This window comes from Cellulosimicrobium sp. Marseille-Q4280 (genome assembly GCF_943181405.1).
Classification (GTDB): Bacteria; Actinomycetota; Actinomycetes; order Actinomycetales; family Cellulomonadaceae; genus Cellulosimicrobium.
Genome location: NZ_CALPBY010000001.1, coordinates 331752 through 351334, shown reverse-complemented (window position 1 = coordinate 351334; position 19583 = coordinate 331752). Strand labels below are relative to the sequence as shown.

The 19583-nt window shown below is 73.7% G+C and carries 15 protein-coding genes; 5 read left to right on the top strand and 10 right to left on the bottom strand.

The features are described 5' to 3' along the window. Nucleotides 1–3: 3 nt before the first annotated feature. From NFS20_RS01575 to NFS20_RS01550, 6 genes are all read right to left on the bottom strand, one after another. The gene (locus tag NFS20_RS01575) at nt 4–708 is read right to left on the bottom strand and encodes a response regulator (RefSeq protein WP_251149994.1); all 705 of its coding nucleotides are present in this window, start codon (nt 706–708) and stop codon (nt 4–6) included. Beyond that, nucleotides 705–3314, bottom strand: coding sequence for a DUF4118 domain-containing protein (locus tag NFS20_RS01570; protein ID WP_251149993.1), 2610 nt, complete (start codon nt 3312–3314; stop codon nt 705–707). Before NFS20_RS01570 ends, NFS20_RS01575 begins: the two co-directional genes overlap by 4 nt. Nucleotides 3315–3350: 36 nt before the next feature. Beyond that, nucleotides 3351–4079 (bottom strand): K(+)-transporting ATPase subunit C, encoded by a 729-nt coding sequence (gene kdpC, locus NFS20_RS01565; RefSeq protein WP_285821091.1) that lies wholly within the window; start codon nt 4077–4079, stop codon nt 3351–3353. An 85-nt stretch (nt 4080–4164) separates the two neighbouring features. Then, complete coding sequence (gene kdpB, locus NFS20_RS01560; protein ID WP_502800763.1) at nt 4165–6510, bottom strand: potassium-transporting ATPase subunit KdpB; 2346 nt, start codon at nt 6508–6510, stop codon at nt 4165–4167. After that, nucleotides 6507–8162, bottom strand: coding sequence for a potassium-transporting ATPase subunit KdpA (kdpA, locus tag NFS20_RS01555; protein ID WP_251150564.1), 1656 nt, complete (start codon nt 8160–8162; stop codon nt 6507–6509). Before kdpA ends, kdpB begins: the two co-directional genes overlap by 4 nt. A gap of 82 nt (nt 8163–8244) precedes the next feature. Continuing rightward, complete coding sequence (locus NFS20_RS01550; RefSeq protein ID WP_251149991.1) at nt 8245–8334, bottom strand: potassium-transporting ATPase subunit F; 90 nt, start codon at nt 8332–8334, stop codon at nt 8245–8247. 369 nt (nt 8335–8703) lie between these two features. Between NFS20_RS01550 and NFS20_RS01545 the strand changes: the two genes are divergently transcribed. From NFS20_RS01545 to NFS20_RS01535, 3 genes are read left to right on the top strand one after another with little or no spacing between them, the layout of a single operon-like run. Further along, complete coding sequence (locus tag NFS20_RS01545; protein WP_251149990.1) at nt 8704–9000, top strand: type II toxin-antitoxin system VapB family antitoxin; 297 nt, start codon at nt 8704–8706, stop codon at nt 8998–9000. Between the two features lie 25 nt (nt 9001–9025). Then, entirely contained in the window at nt 9026–9676 is a 651-nt protein-coding gene (locus NFS20_RS01540; protein WP_251149989.1) for a LytR C-terminal domain-containing protein, read from the top strand. Between the two features lie 47 nt (nt 9677–9723). Beyond that, nucleotides 9724–10335 carry a GNAT family N-acetyltransferase gene (locus NFS20_RS01535; protein ID WP_251149988.1) on the top strand — a complete coding sequence of 204 codons (612 nt, stop codon included), beginning with the start codon at nt 9724–9726 and terminating at the stop codon, nt 10333–10335. Nucleotides 10336–10440: 105 nt separating this feature from the next. Here the strand turns inward: NFS20_RS01535 and NFS20_RS01530 are convergent, their stop codons facing one another. The 4 genes from NFS20_RS01530 to NFS20_RS01515 form a co-directional block, all read right to left on the bottom strand. Further along, nucleotides 10441–11814 carry a uracil-xanthine permease family protein gene (locus NFS20_RS01530; protein ID WP_251149987.1) on the bottom strand — a complete coding sequence of 458 codons (1374 nt, stop codon included), beginning with the start codon at nt 11812–11814 and terminating at the stop codon, nt 10441–10443. 168 nt (nt 11815–11982) lie between these two features. Next, complete coding sequence (locus NFS20_RS01525; RefSeq protein ID WP_251149986.1) at nt 11983–14145, bottom strand: glycosyl hydrolase; 2163 nt, start codon at nt 14143–14145, stop codon at nt 11983–11985. 32 nt (nt 14146–14177) lie between these two features. Continuing rightward, nucleotides 14178–16739 (bottom strand): glycosyltransferase, encoded by a 2562-nt coding sequence (locus NFS20_RS01520; protein WP_251149985.1) that lies wholly within the window; start codon nt 16737–16739, stop codon nt 14178–14180. A 537-nt stretch (nt 16740–17276) separates the two neighbouring features. Beyond that, the gene (locus NFS20_RS01515; RefSeq protein ID WP_251150563.1) at nt 17277–18200 is read right to left on the bottom strand and encodes an LLM class F420-dependent oxidoreductase; all 924 of its coding nucleotides are present in this window, start codon (nt 18198–18200) and stop codon (nt 17277–17279) included. 152 nt (nt 18201–18352) lie between these two features. Between NFS20_RS01515 and NFS20_RS01510 the strand changes: the two genes are divergently transcribed. Continuing rightward, complete coding sequence (locus NFS20_RS01510) at nt 18353–18901, top strand: hypothetical protein (protein WP_251149984.1); 549 nt, start codon at nt 18353–18355, stop codon at nt 18899–18901. A gap of 14 nt (nt 18902–18915) precedes the next feature. After that, a complete protein-coding gene (locus tag NFS20_RS01505) occupies nt 18916–19581 on the top strand; it encodes a hypothetical protein (protein ID WP_251149983.1) in 666 nt (221 codons plus the stop codon). Nucleotides 19582–19583: the final 2 nt, after the last annotated feature.

Sequence of the window (19583 nt, the reverse complement as noted above, 5' to 3'; positions counted from 1 at the left end):
GGCTCAGACCTCGAACCGGTAGCCCATGCCCGGCGTCGTGAGCAGGTGCCGCGGCGACGCCGGGTCGTCCTCGAGCTTGCGCCGGAGCTGCGCGACGTACACGCGCAGGTAGTGCGTGTCGCGCGTCGCCGCGGGTCCCCACACCTCGCGCAGCATCTGCTCGCGCCCGACGACGCGCCCCCGGTGCTGCACGAGCAGCTCCAGCAGCGCCCACTCGGTCGGCGTGAGACGCACCTCGTGGCCGCGGCGCTGCACCTGGCGGCGCGCGAGGTCGATGCGCAGGTCGCCGGCCTCGACGACCGGGTCGTCGGGCACCGGCTCGCTCGACGCGCGACGCACCGCGGCCCGCAGCCGCGCCATCAGCTCGGGCATCGCGAACGGCTTCGTCACGTAGTCGTCGGCACCCGCGTCGAGCGCGTCGACCTTGTCGTCGCCGAGCTGGCGCGCCGAGAGCACGATGATCGGGACCCGGCTCCAGCCCCGGACCGCGGTGATGACGTCGATCCCGCTGACGTCCGGCAGACCGAGGTCGAGGAGCACGACGTCGGGGTGGGCCGTCGCCGCGGCGTCGATCCCCGCGCGCCCGCTCGCCGCCGTCGTGACGTCCCAGCCGTGCACGCGCAGCGTGATCTCCATGGCCCGCAGCAGGCCCGGGTCGTCGTCGACGACGAGCACCCGGTTCCCCGCCGTCTCGCGCTCGGCGCTCATCGCTCCTCCTCGTCCCTGTCGGCCGCCCCGGACGCGTCGGCGGTCCGCGGCCCGGGGTCCGCCACCGGGACCGTGACGACCATGGTCAGGCCGCCGCCCGGGGTGTCCTCGGGGAGGATCGTCGCACCCACGGCCCGCGCGAAGCCCTGTGCCACGGCGAGGCCGAGCCCGACACCGCTCCCGCTCGTGTCCCCGAGCCGCTGGAACGGCTCGAACATGCGCTCCTTCGCGGCGTCGTCCAGCCCCGGGCCGCGGTCGACGACGCGCAGCTCGACGCCGTCCCGCGAGACCGAAGCCGTGACCCGCACGTCGCCGGGCGAGAAGCGCACCGCGTTCCCGACGACGTTCGCGACCACGCGCTCGAGCAGCCCCGGGTCGGTGCGCACCAGGGGCAGGTCGTCCGGCACGGCGAGCTCGACGCGGTCGGCCGCGGGCTCGACGGCGAACGGCACGACCTCGTCGAGCGACACGGCTCGCAGGACCGGCACGACGGCGCCCGTCTGGAGCCGTGACAGGTCGAGCAGGTTGTCGATGAGCTGCTCGAGCCGCCCGGTCGCCGTCGCGACGGTCTCGACGAGCGCGTCCTCGTCCTCGGGCGCGAGCGCGACGTCCGGGAGGCGTAGCCCGTCCACGGCCGTGCGGATCGCGGCGAGCGGCGTCCGCAGGTCGTGCGACACCGCCGCGAGCAGGGCCGTGCGCGTCGCGTCCGCCTCGGCGAGCACCGCGGCGCGCGCGGCCTGCTCGCGCAGGCGCCGGTACTCCAGGACGATGCCCGCCTGGGCGCCGAACGCGTCGAGCACCTGCCGGTCCCCGGCCGGCAGGGGGCGACCGTCGAGCACGAGGCGGCGGTCGTCGTCGACCCGGACGAGCGTCCGGTCGTCGTCGCCGTGGGTGTCGCGCCCCCTCGCACGGGCGCGGCCCGCGACGTCGCGCCTCGGCTCGTCGACCGGGCGCGACGCCTCGGCGATCGTCGACCACCCGGCCGCCGCACCGCCCCCGCCCGCGCGCTCCTCCAGCGCGACCCGGCGCAGCGCGAACGTCTCGGCGAGGCGGGAGACGACGGCGTCGGCGGTGTCCTCCCCCGACAGCACCGAGCGGGACAGCCCCGCGAGCGTCGACGCCTCGGCCCGGGCGCGCGACGCCTGGACGGACCGCCGCGCCGACAGGTCGACGACCGACGCGACGGCGACCGCGACGAGCACGAACAGCAGGAGCGAGAGCAGGTTCTCCGGGTCGGCGACGGTGAGCAGACCGGTGGGCGCCGTGAAGAACCAGTTGATGCACAGGAACGACACCACGGCGCACGCGAGCGCCGGCCACATCCCGCCGACCAGCGCGACCCCGACGGTGAGCGCCAGGAACACGAGCACCTGTGTCGACAGGCCGACGAGCTCCCCCGTGCCGACGAACAGCGCGGTGAGCAGCGCCGGCGCCGTCGGGGCGAGCACCCAGCCGGCCACGCGCCGTCGGGCCGAGAGCGGGCTGAGGGCGCGCCGCGAGACCCTGCCCGCGCGCGCCCGCTCGTGGGTCACGAGGTGCACGTCGAGCGATCCCGCGAGCCGCGCGATCTCGGCGCTCGTCGAGCCGAGCAGCGCCTCGCGCCACCGGGAGTGCCGCGACACCCCGACCACGACCATCGTCGCGTTGACCCCGCGCGCGAAGTCGACGACCGCGGACGGCACGTCCTCCCCCACGACCGTGTGGAACGTCCCGCCGAGGGACTCGACGAGCTCGCGGTCGGCCGCGAGCGCCGCAGGGGACGCCGCGGCCAGCCCGTCGGTCGCGAGGACGTGGACGGCGAGCAGCTCCGAACCGGCGGCGCGCTCGGCGATCCGGGCGCCGCGGCGCAGCAGCGTCGCGCTCTCCGGTCCGCCGGTGAGGGCGACGACGACCCGCTCGCGCGCGGGCCACGTGCCGGAGATCGCGTGGTCGGCCCGGTAGCGCGTGAGGGCGTCGTCGACGCGGTCGGCGAGCCACAGCAGCGCGAGCTCGCGCAGGGCCGTGAGGTTGCCCTCGCGGAAGTACGACGACAGCGACGCGTCGATCTGCTCGGCCCGGTACACGTTGCCGTGCGCGAGCCGGCGCCGCAGCGCCTGCGGCGAGAGGTCGACGAGCTGGATCTGGTCGGCCTCGCGGACCACGTGGTCGGGCACGGTCTCGCGCTGCCGCACGCCGGTGATCGCCTCGACGTCCTCGGTGAGCGACTCGAGGTGCTGGACGTTGACGGTCGTCACGACGTCGATCCCCGCGGCGAGCAGGTCGTGCACGTCCTGCCACCGCTTGGGGTGACGAGACCCGGGGGCGTTGGTGTGGGCGAGCTCGTCGACGAGCACGACGTCGGGGCGCCGCAGGAGGACCGCGTCGGCGTCGAGCTCGGTGAGCTCCACGCCGCGGTGCCCGACGACGCGGCGCGGCACGACCTCGAGGTCGCCGATCTTGGCGGCGGTCGCGTCGCGTCCGTGGGTCTCGACGAGGCCCACCACGACGTTCGTGCCGCGGGCACGGCGGCGGTGGGCCTCGTCGAGCATCGCGAAGGTCTTGCCGACGCCCGGCGCCGCGCCGAGGTAGACCGAGAGACGACCTCGGCGCGGCTGCTCAGCGTCCATGCGTGCAGTCCACCACGACCCGGACGGGTGCGGGAGTCACGGGGTCCCCGCGGCGCCCGACGCGTCGAGCCGGTCGAGCGCGAGGTTGAGCGACAGGACGTTCACGCGAGGGTCGCCGACAACGCCGAGCACGCGCCCGGCCGCCTCGGCCTCGACGAGCTCGCGGACCTCCGCCACGTCCAGACCGCGCGCCGTCGCGACACGCTCGACCTGCTGCTCGGCGTACGCCGGGGAGACGTGCGGGTCGAGCCCCGAGGCCGACGCCGTGAGCGCGTCCGGGGGGACGACGGCCGGGTCGACGCCGTCCTCCGCGGCGACCGCGGCCCGCCGCTCCTCGATCGCGGCGACGAGGTCGGGGTTGTTCGGCCCCAGGTTCGAGCCGCCTGACGCGAGGGTGTCGTACCCGTCGCCCGCCGCCGAGGGACGTCCGTGGAACCACTGCGGGTCGGCGCCCGGCACGCCGAAGTCCTGGCCGACGAGGGCCGACCCGACGACCGGCGCGCCGTCGGGACCCGCGTCGTCGACGGCGGTCGCGCGCGACCCGTCGGCGCGCACGAGCGAGCCGTTTGCCTGCCAGCCGAACCCGAGCTGGCCGACGGCCAGCACCGCGAGCGGGTAGAGACCGCCGAGCAGCAGGGTCATGAGGAGGAGGACGCGCAGCCCGGCGAACGACTGCCGGGTGAGCGAGACGACGCCGCCGCCGACCGACGCGCGGGGCGTTCCCGCGGGACCGCCGTCGGGACGGGTGGGCGAGGTGCTGGGCATGAGGAGTCCTTCGATCTCGTGTCGTGGGTGGTGGGTGGTGGGGAGTGCCGGCCGTAGCGACGGCCGAACCGGCCGCGTGGCGCGGTCAGAAGCCCGGGAGGAGGGAGACCAGCAGGTCGACGAGCTTGATGCCGACGAACGGGGCGACGAGCCCCCCGACGCCGTAGATCAGCAGGTTGCGTCGCAGCATCGACGACGCGGACGCCGGGCGGTACCGCACGCCGCGCAGCGCGAGCGGGACGAGCGCGACGATGACCAGCGCGTTGAAGATCACCGCGGAGAGGATCGCCGACTCGGGGCTCGACAGGCGCATGACGTTGAGCACGCCGAGCGCGGGGAACACGCCCATGAACATGGCGGGCAGGATCGCGAAGTACTTCGCGACGTCGTTCGCCACGGAGAACGTGGTCAGCGCACCGCGCGTGATGAGCAGCTGCTTGCCGATCTCGACGATCTCGAGGAGCTTCGTCGGGTTCGAGTCGAGGTCGACCATGTTCCCCGCCTCCTTGGCGGCGGTCGTCCCGGTGTTCATCGCGACGCCGACGTCTGCCTGCGCGAGCGCGGGCGCGTCGTTCGTCCCGTCGCCGGCCATCGCGACGAGCCGCCCGCCCTCCTGCTCGCGTCGGATGAGCGCGAGCTTGTCCTCGGGCGTCGCCTCGGCCAGGACGTCGTCGACGCCCGCCTCGGCGGCGATCGCGCGGGCGGTCACCGCGTTGTCGCCCGTGACCATGACGCTGCGGATGCCCATCGCGCGCAGCTCGTCGAACCGCTCGCGCAGCCCGTCCTTGACGACGTCCTTGAGCCGGACGACGCCCAGCACCCGGGCGGGTCCGTCGCCCACCTGCTCCGCGACGACGAGCGGCGTGCCGCCCTGCGAGCTCACGGCGTCCACGTGGGCGGCCAGCGCGTCGGCCTCGCGGCCGGCGAGCGTGCCGCCGGTCGACAGCACCCACCGCTCGACCGCGCTGCCCGCCCCCTTGCGCAGGCGCCGGGGGCCGCCCGCACCGGGCAGGTTCGCAGGCAGGGCCACAGGCAGGTCCACCCCGGACATGCGCGTCTGCGCGGTGAACGCGACGAGCGTCGCGCCCGCCAGCTCGTCGCGCCTGTCGTCGGTGGCCGACGGCGAGGGGTCGCCCGTCCGGGCGAGGTCGCCCGCGTCGTCGTGCAGGCCGGCACCCGGGAACGTGCGCTCCACGAGGTCGACGATGCTGCGCCCCTCGGGCGTCTCGTCGGCGAGCGACGCGAGGCGCGCCGCCGCCGCGAGCTCGTCCACCGAGACGTCGCCGACGGGCAGGACCTCGGTCGCGAACCTGTTGCCGTGGGTGATGGTGCCGGTCTTGTCGAGCAGGAGCACGTCGACGTCGCCCGCGGCCTCGACGGCACGGCCCGACATCGCGAGCACGTTGCGCCGCACGAGACGGTCCATTCCCGCGATGCCGATCGCCGACAGCAGCGCGCCGATCGTCGTCGGGATGAGGCACACGAGCAGCGCGACGAGCACAACCATCGACTGCTTCGCCCCCGAGTACGCGGCGAACGGCTGGAGCGTCGCCACCGCGAGCACGAACACGATCGTCAGCGACGTCAGGAGGATGTTCAGCGCGATCTCGTTGGGCGTCCGCTGGCGCTCGCTGCCCTCGACGAGCGCGATCATCCGGTCGACGAACGTCTGCCCCGCGGGCGCGGTGATGCGCACGACGATCCGGTCGGAGAGCACGACGGTCCCTCCCGTCACGGCGGACCGGTCACCGCCCGACTCGCGGATCACGGGTGCGGACTCCCCGGTGATGGCGGACTCGTCGACCGACGCGACACCCTCGACGACGTCGCCGTCGCCAGGGATCGTCCCGCCCGCCTCGACCACGACGACGTCGCCCACGCGCAGCTCCGACGACGCGACGTCGGTCGCGGGCAGCGCGTGCAGGCGTCCTGCGGCGGCCGCGTCGGTAACCGGACCGGCGGCGCTCGCCGAGACGACGCGCCGAGCCGTCGTGCTGCGCTGGGTCGCGCGCAGGCTCGACGCCTGCGCCTTCCCCCGCGCCTCCGCGACCGACTCGGCGAGCGTCGCGAACAGCACGGTCGCCCACAGCCACGCGGTGATCCACCACGCGAACGCCGTCGGCTCGACGACCGCGAGCACCGTCGTCGCGACGGCCCCGAGCTCGACGACGAACAGCACGGGCGACCGGTACAGCACCCGCGGGTCGAGCTTGCGCACCGCGGCCGGCAGCGCCGCCCGCACCTGCGCCCCGGTGAGCGCCCGCGCCGGCCGCGACCGACGGCCGTCGGGCACGGGACCTGCAGAACCCGACCCACCGCCGTCGGGCACGGAACCACCGGAGGGCGAGCCGCCGCCGTCGGGGACGGAACCACGGGCGCTCGGAGGTGACGCCACCACCGGACGCTCGGACGAAGAGGACGACGTGCTCATGACAAGGACTCCACGACGGGACCGAGGGACAGGACGGGGATGAAGGTGAGGCCGACGACGACGAGCGCGACGGTGCCGAGCAGGCCGACGAACAGCGGCTGGTGGGTCGGGAGCGTTCCGGCCGACGCGGGGACGGCCTTCTGGCTCGCGAGCCGGCCGGCGAGCGCGAGGACGAGCGCGATGGGCACGAAGCGGCCGACGAGCATCGCGAGGCCGAGCAGCGTCTCGTAGTACGGCGTGCCGGTGGTCAGCCCGCCGAACGCGGACCCGTTGTTGTTCCCCGCGGACGCGAACGCGTAGAGGATCTCGGACAGGCCGTGCGGGCCGGTCTCCTGCTGGCCGGCGAGACCGGCGGGCAGCACGACGGACAGCGCGGTGCCGACGAGGACGACGGCGGGCGTCGTGAGGATGTACAGCGCGACGAGCGTGATCTCGCGGCGGCCGATCTTCTTGCCGAGGTACTCGGGCGTGCGGCCGACCATGAGCCCGGCGACGAACACGGCGACGATCGCGAGGACGAGCATCCCGTAGAGACCGGCGCCCACGCCGCCCGGCGCGATCTCGCCGAGGAGCATGGTGAAGAGGACCACTCCCCCGCCCGGCGCGGTGAGCGAGTCGTGCATGGCGTTGACCGCGCCGGTCGAGGTGCCGGTCGTGGCGGTGGCGAACAACGCGCTCGCCGCGAGCCCGAACCGGGTCTCCTTGCCCTCCATGGCCGCACCTGCGGCCGCGGGCGCGGCTCCCGGGCCGGCGAGCTCGGCCCACGTCGTGAGGGCCAGGGCGACCGTGAACAGCGCACCCATGGCGCCGAGGATCGCCCAGCCCTGGCGGCGGTCGCCGACCATGAGCCCGAACGTGCGGGGCAGCGTGACGGGGATGACGAGGAGCAGGAAGATCTCCAGGAGGTTGGTGAAGGGGTGGGGGTTCTCGAGCGGGTGGGCGGAGTTGGCGTTGAAGAACCCGCCGCCGTTGGTGCCGAGCTCCTTGATCGCCTCCTGGGACGCCACGGGCCCGCCGAGCACGTGCTGGGTCCCGCCCGCGAGCGTCTCGACGGCGGTGTGGGGGTTCAGGTTCTGGATCACGCCGTTCGCGACGAGGACCACGGCCGCGACGAACGCGATCGGCAGGAGGATCCGGACGACGGAGCGCGTGAGGTCGGTCCAGAAGTTGCCGATGCGGGCGTCGGTGCCGGAGCGCGCGAACCCGCGGACGAGCGCGATCGCCACCGACATCCCGACCGCCGCGGAGACGAAGTTCTGCACGGCGAAGCCGGCCATCTGCAGCAGGTGCCCGGCGGCCGCCTCTCCGGAGTACCACTGCCAGTTCGTGTTGGTCACGAACGAGACGGCGGAGTTCCAGGCGCCGGCCGGGTCGAGCCCGGTGAACCCGAGGTCGAGCGGGAGGTGCTCCTGCAGGCGTCCGAGCCCGTAGAGCACGAGCACGGAGACGAGGGAGAAGCCCAGCAGGGAGAAGAGGTAGGTGCTCCAGGTCTGCTCGGCGTCGGGGTCGACGCGCGCGGCGCGGTAGCCCGCCCGCTCGAGCCGGAGGTGGCGCGGCGACGTGTAGACGCGGGCCATGTACGCGCCGAGCGGGGCGTGCACGGCGGCGAGCGCGACGACGAGCAGCGCGACCTGCCCGACGGCGGCCCACACGACCGTGGGGTCCGTGCCGGTGCTCGCCGCCGTGCTCAGTGCGCTGTCCAGTGCGGTGGTCACGTCCGTGGGCACGGCGCGCTCACCGTGCCCGGTCGCTGCGCAGCAGCGCGACGAAGAGGTAGCCGAGCGTGCCGACGATCGCGGCGAGCGCGACCCAGTCGAGGAGCATCACCGGGTGCCTCCCGACGATCCGTGCCGGCGCGCGACGAGCGCGACCGCGGCGAAGAACGCGACGGTGAGGAGGAGGTAGGCCAGGTCGGCCATGAGCAGGACGCCTTCGCGACGACGGGCGGCCGGTCGCGCTCAGCGCGGCGGCCGGAGCGCGACATCCGCGCTCCCTGCCGTTCTACGTCCGCCGGCACGCGCCTCGGGTCCGTCCTGACGGAACCCTGACGCCCGGTCTCCGGTCCCTGACGACATCCTGACCGGCGGATCCGGCCCGGGGCGCCGGACGCTTCGTGGGGAGAACGTGACGACCGCGTGACCGCCCGCGGAAGCGCGGGGTGCGGGCCGCCGTCGGCCACCTAGGATGTGCCGCATGATCTTCAAGGCCGTCGGAGACGGGCGCCCCTACCCGGACCACGGCAAGGTGAGCGTCAAGGACTGGACGGACGTGCCGCCCCGGCAGGTGCGTCTCGACGAGCTCGTGACGACCAAGCGCACCCTCGACCTCGACGCGCTGCTCGCCGAGGACTCGACGTTCTACGGCGACCTCTTCGCGCACGTCGTCGAGTACGACGGCGTCCTCTATCTCGAGGACGGGCTGCACCGGGCGGTCCGTGCAGCGCTCCAGCAGCGCGCGATCCTCCACGCCCGCGTCCTGACGCTCCGATGACCGCGCCGTCGGGTAGGTTTCTGGCGTGACCACCGAGCCCGACCGCGCCCGCTCCGTGCGCCGCCGGCGCATCCACGAGCGCCAGGCCGTCGTGTTCGGGCTGCTCATCGCCGCCCTGGCGGTCACCGGCCTCGGTGCGCTCGCGGTGTACACGGGCGCGATCGACGCGCCGTTCTCGCGGCCGTTCTCCACGCCGGAGGTGGTCGACGCCCTCGCGGACGTCGACGTGCCCTGCCTCCCTGAGGGCGCCCTCCCGGCGGCGTCGGGCGACGTGCACGTCACGATCGTCAACGCGTCGGGCCGGGACGAGCCCCTCGCGGGCATCAACCAGGACGTGCTCACGGAGCGCGGGTTCACCGTCGTCGGCACGGGGAACGCCGAGGACCTGGACGGTGACGGCGAGCCCGACGCCCTCGCGAGGACGCAGATCCACTTCGGGGCCGGAGGCATCGCCCCCGCCTACACGCTCGGTGCCCACTACCCCGAGCCCGGGTACGTGCTCGACACCCGCCAGGACGCCAGCGTGACGCTGTACGTCGGCGCCGACTTCGAGGACCTCGTGGACCTCGAGCTCATCGGGATCGCCGCGGACGTCCCGCTGGAGAACCCGGAGGGCTGCGTGCCGGCCGACCAGATCACGCCGCGCCCGCTGCCCGTCCCGCCCGCGGAGGGCTGACGGTCCGCCGCCTGGCGGAACCCCTGCGACACCCGAACGGCTGCCTCATGAACCCCCTGCCCCTCCGTCCCGCGCGCGTCGACGACCCCGCGGAGGTCGACCGCCTCTACGACATCTGCCTGCGCACCGGCGCGTCGGGCAACGACGCGAGCGATCTCTACGCCGACCCGCGTCTGCTGGGCGAGGTCTACCTCGGGGCGTACCTCGCGCTCGAGCCGCGTCTCGCGTTCGTCCTCGACGACGGCGGCGACGCCGTCGGCTATGTCGTCGGCGCGCGGGACACCGTCGCGTTCGACGCCGCGTGCGAGCGCGACTGGTGGCCGCCGCTGCGCGAGCGGTACCCGCTGGGCTCGTTCCCCGACGGCTCGCCGGACGAGGCGCTCGTGCAGCAGATCCACACGCCGCACCGCCCGGAACCCGGCGTGGTCGACGAGTTCCCCGCGCACCTGCACGTCGACCTCCTGCCCGCTGCGCAGGGGGGCGGCAACGGTCGGCGACTGCTCGGGACCCTGTTCGACGCGCTGCGCGCCGACGGCGTGCCGGGGGTCCACCTGGGCGTGGCGCACGCGAACGTCGGCGCCGTGGGGTTCTACCGGCACCTCGGCTTCACGGAGCTCTCCGGCGACGACGGCGGCATGACGCTGGGCCTGCGCCTCTGACGTCGGCTCGCCGAACCCGGGGCTGCCCGCGACGCGTCGGCCGCGAACCCGGGGTCGTGCGGCAGGACGGACTCCGTCTGACGCACGACCCGGGGTTCGGCAGGGTCAGTGCGCGTCGTGGACAGCCGGTTCGTCACCGCCCGGTGCCGACGCCGGGCTGGCGGGCTCCTGGCTCGTGCCGCGCCACCGGGCGATGTTCCGCATGAGGTGGTAGATCACGAGCGCGGCGGCCGTGCCGAGCGCGATGCCCTCGAACGACAGGTCGCCGAGGACCCAGGTGAAGTTCGCGATGCCGATGACGAGCGGCACGGCGGCGGTCGTGAGGTTCACGGGGTCGGAGAAGTCGACCCGGTTCTGCACCCAGATCCGCGCGCCGAGGATGCCGATCATCCCGTAGAGCATCGTCGTCGCGCCGCCGAGCACCCCGGCGGGGATCGTCGCGATGAGCGCGCCGAACTTCGGCGACAGCGACAGCACGAGGGCGGTCGCCGCGGCGACCCAGTACGCCGCGGTCGAGTAGACGCGCGTCGCGGCCATCACCCCGATGTTCTCGGCGTACGTCGTGGTGCCCGACCCGCCGCCGACGCCGGCGAACGTCGTCGCGAGCCCGTCCGCGAAGAGCGCGCGGCCCGTGAGGTCGTCGAGGTTCCTTCCCGTCATCGCGGCGACCGACTTCACGTGACCGACGTTCTCCGCGACGAGCACGAGCACGACGGGGACGAACAGGCCGAGCACCGCGACGTCGAACGTCGGCGTGACGAACTCGGGCAGGCCGAACCAGCCGGCCTCGCGCACGGCCGTGAAGTCGACCTCGCCCTGGATCATGGCGGCCACGTACCCGATCACGACGCCGACGAGGATCGACAGGCGGCCGAGGATGCCCTTGAAGAGCACCGTGACGAGGATGATCGACGCGAGGGTGATGAACGCCGTCACGGGCGCCGCGCGGAATCCGTTGGTGCACGACTGGACGATCTCGCCGTCGACCACCTCCTGCGTGCACGTGCCCCACGCCACCGGTGCGAGGTTGAGCCCGATGAGCGCGACGATCGTGCCGGTGACGATCGGCGGCATGACGACGTCGATCCAGCGGGCACCCGCGAGGTGCACCACCAGCCCGATCACCGCGAGCACCAGACCGGTGACGAGGATGCCGCCGACCGCGACCGACTGTCCCTGCGACGCGGTCGCGGCGCTGATCGGCGCGATGAACGCGAAGCTCGACCCCAGGTAGCTCGGCAGCCGGTTCCGCGTGATGAGCAGGAACCCGACGGTCCCGATCGCGGAGAAGAAGAGCGTCGTCGCCGGGGAGAACCCGGTGATGAGCGGCACGAGGAACGTCGCGCCGAACATGGCGACGACGTGCTGCATGCCGATGCCGATGGTCCGCGGCCACGACAGCCGCTCGTCCGGGTCGACGACGTCCCCCGGCGCGACCGTCTTGCCGTTCCCGTGCACCCGCCACCCGATGGCGCTCATGACTCTCCTGTCCGTGCCGTTCGTGGGAAACCCCCGGTGCAGGGTAGTGCCCGCACGTCACCGACCCGTTTCCGGGCCCCGCGCAGATACCTGACAGCACGCCGAACCCCGGGTTGAGCGGCACGGAACGCTTCAGGTGCCACGCAACCCGGGGTTCGGCAGGTCGACTCAGCCCGCGGCGTGCGTGAGGAGGAACGCCAGGAGGTACGAGCGGGTGCTGCCGTCGTCGATGCGTTCCTCCGGCAGCGAGCGCGCGACCTCCAGGGCCGACGTCGCGTCGTCGGGTCCGGCGAGCGACGCGTACATGAGGAGCTGGTCGCCGAACATCACGTCCCACGACGCCGCGGCGTCGCGCGCGCCGTCGAGCTCGGCGTCGAGGTTAGCCCGGATGCGCTCGGGATCCCCCGCGAGGTAGTCCGCGACGGGCTGCGAGGGCAGCACGAGGATGCCGAGCATGGCGCCCGGCTCGGCGCTGAACCACGTCGCGTAGTCCCGCTTGCCGCCCCACACGAGCGACGTCACGCTCGGCGTGAAGCCGTCGATCGCCGGGTCGTCGCGGTCGAAGTCGGTCCAGTAGGCCTTCGCGGAGGCCGCCTCGGCCGACAGCAGCCAGCGCGCCTGCGCCTCGAGCTCGTCGTCCCCGGACGCCGCCGCCCAGAGCGCGAGCCCGTTCCACGCCGACACCGCCTCGGACGCCGACTCCTGGTTGTTCCCGTCGGCGAACGGTGAGTACCCCGACGCCCACGAGTGCCCGGCGTAGGCGTCGAACACGCGCAGCGCCGGGAGATCGTCGCTCCCGGCCCCCGCGGCGACGTCCGCCGCGAGGAGGTCGAGGACGGGCGCGAGGTCGGCCGCGAGCGCCGGGTCCTCCGCCGCCACGACGCCCGCCGCGTAGAGGAAGTAGCCGTAGTGGAAGTGGTGGTCGTTGAACTCCTCCGACCCGAAGGACGGGGTCTTCCCGACCACGCCGCGCACCGCGGGGTCGTAGACGAAGCACCGCGCGTAGCGCACCGAGCACCCGTCCGGTTCCGCCCACTCGCGCAGCGCCGCGGTCAGCTCCTCGCGGAGCGGCCCGGACACCTCGTCGACGCCGAGCTGCTCGGCGAGCGAGAGCAGGTTGGCGTCGCGCGCGAGGGACTTGCCGCCGAAGTACGTGTCCGACGGCAGCGGCTCGTGCGCGCCCCAGTCGGCGCGCACCTGGTCCGCGAGCTCGGCCTGGGCGTCCTCGTCGAGGACCGCGACGTCCAGCGTCCCGGCGGGTTCGACGGCGGGGCTCGCCCACGCGAGCGTGCTCGCGGTGCACACCTCGACCGTGCCTCGGACGGTCGCGTAGGTCCCCAGCCCGCACTCCGCGCCGTCGCTCTCGCGCTGGTGCGGCAGGCGCACGACGACGGTCCCCGGGCCGTCCGCCCCGCCGTCGGTCGCGTACGTGATCGCGGTGGTCACGGCGTCGTCCGCCACGCCGTAGGCGAGCGTCGTCCCCGTGACGGTGGCGGCGGCCGCCTCGGCGAGCGTCGTCAGCGCGTCGTCGGGCAGGTCGTCCGGGACGGGGAGGAAGGCGACCGACTCCCCCGCGGCGAGGTCGAGCGAGCGACCGTCCTCGCCGAGCACGGACTCGTCCGAGGGGCCGCCCGGTCCCACGAGCAGCCACTCGCGCCCGTCGACGTCGGCGGTCACGAGCCCGTCCGACGCGGCGAACGCCTGCGTGAGGCCCGCCGTCTGGTCCGTCGCCGCGGTGTAGCGGAGCACGGGCGAGCCCTCGACGAGCAGCACCGTCCCCACGGCCGCCCCCGAGGCGTCCTGCAGCTCGAGCGTCACCGAGGCGGTGTCGTACGCCGTCACGCGCGACGCCGTCGCCCCGACGTCCACCCCGACCTGCGGCACGAACGGGCCGAGGATCGACGTCTCGGTGATCTGGACCTCCGGCAGCCCGACCCCGAACCCGCCGTCGGTGACCCCGAACGCCAGGGGCACCGGGAAGACGGGAAGCGGCTCCTCGCCGAACACCAGCCCGGAGAACCAGCGGTTCGTCGGTGGCAGGAGCCCGTCGGCGAGGCGCATCGCGGGCTCGGGCGCGACGGACTCCTGCGGCAGGATCGCCGGGTCCACCTCAGGTGCGGTCCCCGTCAGGTCCGCCGCAGCCGGCACCACCGCGCGCTCCTCACCCGCGTCGCCGGGCGTGGCGTCCGACGTGAACAGCGCGCAGCCGCCGAGCGCGAGCGCGCCGGCCAGGGCGGCGAGGCCCGCAGCGCGCCCGACCAGCGGCCGGTGCCCACAAGATCGACCCGGGCGCGCGAGATCGACCCTCCGCAGGTCGACGTCACGACGCACGGGTCGATCACGCGAGGCACCCCGGCGGGGCGTCACAGCCCGACCTTCCGGAGGAACTGGCCGAAGGTCTCGTTGACGCCGGCGAGCACGCCGTCGTCGTACAGCTCGATGCTCGCGGTCACGGGCGTCCCGGGACTCAGGAGGCCGGACTGCGCGGCGCCGTCCTGCCCGGCGTCGACGAGCGCGTCGCTCGTGATCTCGACGGTCGCCTCCGCCGTGTCGTCCGCGTTCGTCACGGACACGGACGCGACCTCTCCGGGGATCTCGCTCTGGTCGGGCAGCACGATGGTCACCGGGGCGCCCTGACGCACGCGCGCGTAGTCGCTCGGGTCGAGCGACACCTCGGCGTCGACGAACAACGAGCCCGCACGGTCCAGCGTCGCGATCGTCGACCCGGCTTCGACGAACGCGCCCTCGCGCGCGGACAGCTCGGTCACGACGGCGTCGTACGGCGCGACGAGCGTGATCGTCCCGTCCTCGCTCACCTGGTACGCCTTGGTGTCGGCGCTCACGAGGCCGATCGCCAGGTCGTGCTGCAGCGTCAGGCTGCTCACCGTGAAGAGCGGGTCGCCCTCGGTGACCTCGTCGCCCTCGTCGACCAGCGACTCGGTCACCGTCCCGGCGTAGTCGGTACCGATCCCGAGGGACTCGGCCCGGATCGTGGCGGTCTCGCTCGTGGCCTGGCTGAGGCGCCTGTTCATGACGAGCGTCAGCGCGGCGCACACGAGCACGACGGCGAGCAGCCCCGCGACGAGGCGCAATCGGTTGGACCAGGTCATGCGACACCTCCGGCAGGACGAGCGGCGATCGGCGCGGGCGCGCCGTCGGTCACGGACGACGCACGACGCCGTGCCGCCCGCGAGGTGGTGGGGACGAGCGGCCGCCCCTCCCCGCCCCCGGACGCCACGAGCACCACGAGCACCACGAGCTGCCCGCTTCGCCGCCGACGACTCGCGGAACGCCGTGACGACGAACGCGCCGAGGATGAACGTGTTGGTGACGTTCCACGCGAGCGCGAGGCTCGGCAGGGGATCGCCCCACTCCTTCCACACCGCCACCGCCGACGTGATGAGCAGGAACGCGAAGAACAGCACCTGCGGCATCATGAAGTTGAACGGCGAGGACGCCCTCCCCTTCTGCCCGGTGACGTGCCACGCCTGCTCCTTGCCCGTCATCGCGTTCCACAGGGCCCGGGTGTAGATGGGGAACGACACGGACGCGAGCATGAGCACCTCCCACCGGAACGAGCCGAGCGTGAAGAACGCGATGGCGATCTGCAGCACGTAGAACCCGGCGTAGTAGAGCAGCCAGGTGCCCCACGAGATCGTCAGGTTCATCGGGGTGAGGTCCAGGTAGATCTGCAGCGGCGGCACGAGGAGCAGCACGAGCGGTGCGATGCCCGCCAGGTAGTGCGTCGCCGTCACCGTGTACTGCAGGCGCTGGTCGAGCGTGAGGTTGCGGCGCGGGCTCAGCGGGTTGTGCTGGAGCATGATCTCGAACCCACCGGTCGCCCAGCGCAGCTGCTGCTTGGTGTAGGCCTCGACGGTCTCGGGGGTGTCGCCGACGGCGAGCGTCGTGGGGATGTACACGGTCCGCCACCCGCGCTCGTGGAGCATGAGCGAGGTCCACACGTCCTCCGACTTGGAGTCGGTGTGCATGCCGCCGATGTCGTCGATCGCGGCGCGGCGGAAGATGACGTTGGTGCCGACGCAGAACGCGGCGTTGAACCGGTTCCGCCCGGGCTGGACGAACCGGTAGAACACGGCCTGCATGTACCCGGCGCCGCGCGAGATGAGGTTGTCGAGGTTGCCGTAGGTCTGCGGCGTCTGGACGAACGCGACGTCGTCCTTGACGAAGAACGGCACGGTCTCGACGAGGAACTCGGGACGCGCGACGAAGTCGGCGTCGAGGATGACGAACAGGTCGCCCTTCGCGATGGCGAGCGCGTGGTTGACGTTGCCGGCCTTCGCCCCGTTGCTCGACAGGCGCCGCACGTAGCGGGCGCCGAGCTGCGCGGCGAGGTCGCGCACGTCGTCGGACCGGCCGTCGTCGAGCACCCACGTGCGGTGGTTGCCGCGCATCGCGACCGCGGCCCGCACGGTGCGCGCGATGGTGTCGAGGTCCTCGCCGTACGTGGTGATGAGGACGTCGATCGTGACGGGCCGGTCGTGGAGGTACAGGTTCCAGCGGGTCGGGTCGTCCTCGGCGCCGTCGCGGATGATCTCGGGGACGTCGAAGAGCCTGTCCTTCGCGTGGTGGAACGAGAAGCCGCGCGGGTCGTGGCCGCTGGACAGCACGGTCCACATGGCGAGGAGCGCCTGCGCGACGAGCACCGTCTCGGCGGTGATGACCATGGCGTACGGGAGGGCGTCGCCGCGGTTGGCGGGGTTGAGGAGGAAGACCGCGTACGCGACGACCCCGAGCGTCGCGAGCAGCATGATCATGACGAGCGACGGCGAGCGCGCCGCGGAGTTCTCGTCGCGGGGCGGGCCGGTCAGGCGCTCGGGCTCGGTGCGCGGACCGAAGGGCTCGGGCCGCACGTACTCGGTGCGGCGTGGTGTGACGACCAGACGGTCGAACTCGGAGACGGCCATCGCGTGTCCTCGGGTCTCGGTGGGCTCGAGAGACGGGTGCCGAGGGTCGGCGCGGGCGTGAGCCCACGCCGGGGCTCTCTGCGCCCGGAGTGCGGCGACGTCGTCGGCGTCGTGAGTGGTCCTGCGTGCGTGCGGTCGAGCCCCCTGCCGGTCGCGTCCCGCGGGACGAGGCCGGAGACGGGTCGAGGTGGCCCGCTTCGGGAGCGGGCCACCTCGTCGTCTGCGGCGAACGTATCCGGCACCCGGGGTGGTGTCACGGGTGAAGGCTCGCCGGCGCCGGGTCGTGTCCTGGTACGCCAGTGCCGGTCGCGGACGTCGAACGGACCGGCGCCGGAGCACCCGACCGGACCACGGGTCGTTGTGCGCCCTCGCGTCCGGAGGTCGCTCGCCGTCGCACGACCCGGCTGCGCGGACGTCGCGACTCCACAGGCCGGAAACAACCCGTTCACCGGCCGAAACCGAGAATTCACCGGGGCGCCGCGTCGCGTGTCCAGCCCTCGGACGCGCGACGCGGCACCGCGGTCGTGCCTGTGGTGCTCAGCCGAGCTGAGGGCGCACCTCGTCCGCGACGAGCTGGAGGTGGTCCAGGTCGTGCAGGTCGAGCACCTGGAGGTAGAAGCGCGTCGCGCCCTGCTCGGCCGCTGCGGCGAGCTTGTCCGCCGCCTCGGAGACCGTCCCGGCGATCCCGTTGCGGCGCAGCTCCTCCGGGTCGCGGCCGATCGCCGCGGCGCGACGCGCGTACTCCGCCTCGTCCTTGCCCACGGCCACGACGAACGCCGCCGAGTAGGCGAGCGAGTCGGGGTCGCGGTCGGCGTCGAGGCACGCCGCGCGCACGTTCTCGAACCGCTCGGGAAGCACGCCGGGGTCCGGGAACGCCGCGTTGTACTCGCTCGCGTACCGCGCCGCGAGGGCGGGGGTGCGCCGGGGGCCGTGGCCGCCCACGATCACGGGGATGCGCTCCTGCGCGGGCTTGGGCAGCGCCGGCGAGTCGGTGAGCGTGTAGTGCTCGCCGCTGAAGGAGAAGGTCTCACCGACGGGGGTCTCCCACAGGCCGGTGATCACCGCGAGCTGCTCCTCGAGGATCCCGAACCGCTTCTCCGGGAACGGGATGCCGTACGCCTCGTGCTCGCGCGCGAACCAGCCGGCGCCGAGGCCGAGCTCCACCCGGCCGCCGGACATCTGGTCGACCTGCGCCACCTGGATCGCGAGGACGCCGGGATGGCGGAACGTCGCCGAGGACACGAGCGTGCCCAGGCGGATGCGGCTCGTCTCGCGCGCCAGCCCGGCGAGCGTCGTCCAGGCGTCGGTGGGGCCGGGCAGGCCGTCGCCGTCGCCCATGACGAGGTAGTGGTCGGAGCGGAAGAAGGCGTCGAAACCGAGGTCCTCGGTCGCCTTCGCCACGGCAAGGATGTCCTCGTAGGAGGCGCCCTGCTGAGGCTCGGTGAAGATGCGCAGGTCGATCTGGGTCATGGCGCTCAGCCTGTCACACCGCTCGTCGGCCGGGACCGCCGGTCGAGCACGCCTTCCGGTTGCAGGGTCGCCTCGCATCGGAGAGCGTGCGGAAGCGGGCCGAAACGTTTCACCCGACCGACCCACGACCGACGGAGGCACCCATGCAGGCGACGAGAGCGCGCAAGATCAAGATCGGGCTGGCCGGGCTGGCCGTCCTCGGACTGGGCGCCGCGCTCACGAGCGCGCAGTGGACCGACCAGGTCTTCTTCCAGGCCGACGTCTCGACGGGGACGTTCAACATCCAGGGCGCCGTGCCCGCGGACCAGAGCGCACCGGTCGAGCCGACGACCTGGGCCGAGTCGGACACGTGGGACGGCACCGAGGAGGGCGTCGCGACGATCGAGCTGGACCTCGGCGGTGCGCAGGTCGCCCCGGAGGAGACCACCGTCCTGACCGGCTACGTGCGCAACGACCCCACGAGCACGTGGACGGCCGACGTCAGCGCGATCACGGTCACGCCCTTCCTGCCCGACGGCGTCACGGCGTCGGTCGCGTACGCGACCGGCGGCAACGACCCGGCGGACCTCGCCCCGGGCGACTCGGTGGCGTTCGAGGTCACCGTCACGGCCGACGACACCGTCGTCCAGGACGCGTCGGGCGAGCTCGCGGTCACCGTCGACGGCGTGTCCGTCGCGCCCGTCACCCCGTGACCTGACGAGACGACGTGCCCTCCCGCTCGCGACGGAACGCGCGACGTGCGCTCGGCGGCGCCCTCCTCGCCGTCGTGGTGCACGTCGGCCCGGCGCTGCCCGCGTCCGGTGCCGACGCCGTCGTGGACCCCGAGCTCCTCGTGTTCGACGCGCTCGCCCCGGGCGAGACCTCGTCCGCGGTCACGACGCTCCGGGTGGACGCGCCGTCGGCCGCGACGATCGTGCGGGCCGACGTCAGCGCGCAGGGCGAGCTCGTGCCGCACCTGACGACAGTCGTCGAGTCCTGCGACGAGCCGTGGACGGCGGCCGGGTGCGCGTCGGGTGCGACGCTGCTCGTCGAGGGGCCGGTCTCCTCCTCGGACTCCGCGCTCCAGGTCCCGGTCCCGGTCCCGGTCCCGGCGACGGGCATCGTGCACGTCCGCGTCGGGATGACGTTGTCCGACAGCGCGCCCCCTGACACGAGCGGGACCGTCGTCTACCGCCTCGATCTCGTCGGTGACGACGCGGAGGGCGGCGGGACGGACGACGGCGCGGGGGGTGGGGGAGGGAGCGGCGGACCGCCGCTCGCGACCACCGGGGCGGACGTCGCCGCCATCGGTGCCGCCGCGCTCGCGCTCGTCGCGCTGGGCGCGGTCCTGCACCGAGGCCGACGGCCCACCGACCGAGGCGAGACGACGTGACC

Bases quoted from the DNA above. Each gene is read 5' to 3' on its own strand.
- NFS20_RS01550 (WP_251149991.1), bottom strand. From the start codon at position 8,334: ATGCTCCTCGACTGGGTCGCGCTCGCCGCGATCGTCGGCACGCTCGGC.
- NFS20_RS01510 (WP_251149984.1), top strand. From the start codon at position 18,353: ATGCAGGCGACGAGAGCGCGCAAGATCAAGATCGGGCTGGCCGGGCTG.
- NFS20_RS01530 (WP_251149987.1), bottom strand. From the start codon at position 11,814: ATGAGCGCCATCGGGTGGCGGGTGCACGGGAACGGCAAGACGGTCGCG.
- NFS20_RS01575 (WP_251149994.1), bottom strand. From the start codon at position 708: ATGAGCGCCGAGCGCGAGACGGCGGGGAACCGGGTGCTCGTCGTCGAC.
- NFS20_RS01520 (WP_251149985.1), bottom strand. From the start codon at position 16,739: ATGGCCGTCTCCGAGTTCGACCGTCTGGTCGTCACACCACGCCGCACC.
- NFS20_RS01570 (WP_251149993.1), bottom strand. From the start codon at position 3,314: ATGGACGCTGAGCAGCCGCGCCGAGGTCGTCTCTCGGTCTACCTCGGC.
- NFS20_RS01545 (WP_251149990.1), top strand. From the start codon at position 8,704: ATGATCTTCAAGGCCGTCGGAGACGGGCGCCCCTACCCGGACCACGGC.
- kdpB (WP_502800763.1), bottom strand. From the start codon at position 6,510: ATGAGCACGTCGTCCTCTTCGTCCGAGCGTCCGGTGGTGGCGTCACCT.
- NFS20_RS01535 (WP_251149988.1), top strand. From the start codon at position 9,724: ATGAACCCCCTGCCCCTCCGTCCCGCGCGCGTCGACGACCCCGCGGAG.
- kdpC (WP_285821091.1), bottom strand. From the start codon at position 4,079: ATGCCCAGCACCTCGCCCACCCGTCCCGACGGCGGTCCCGCGGGAACG.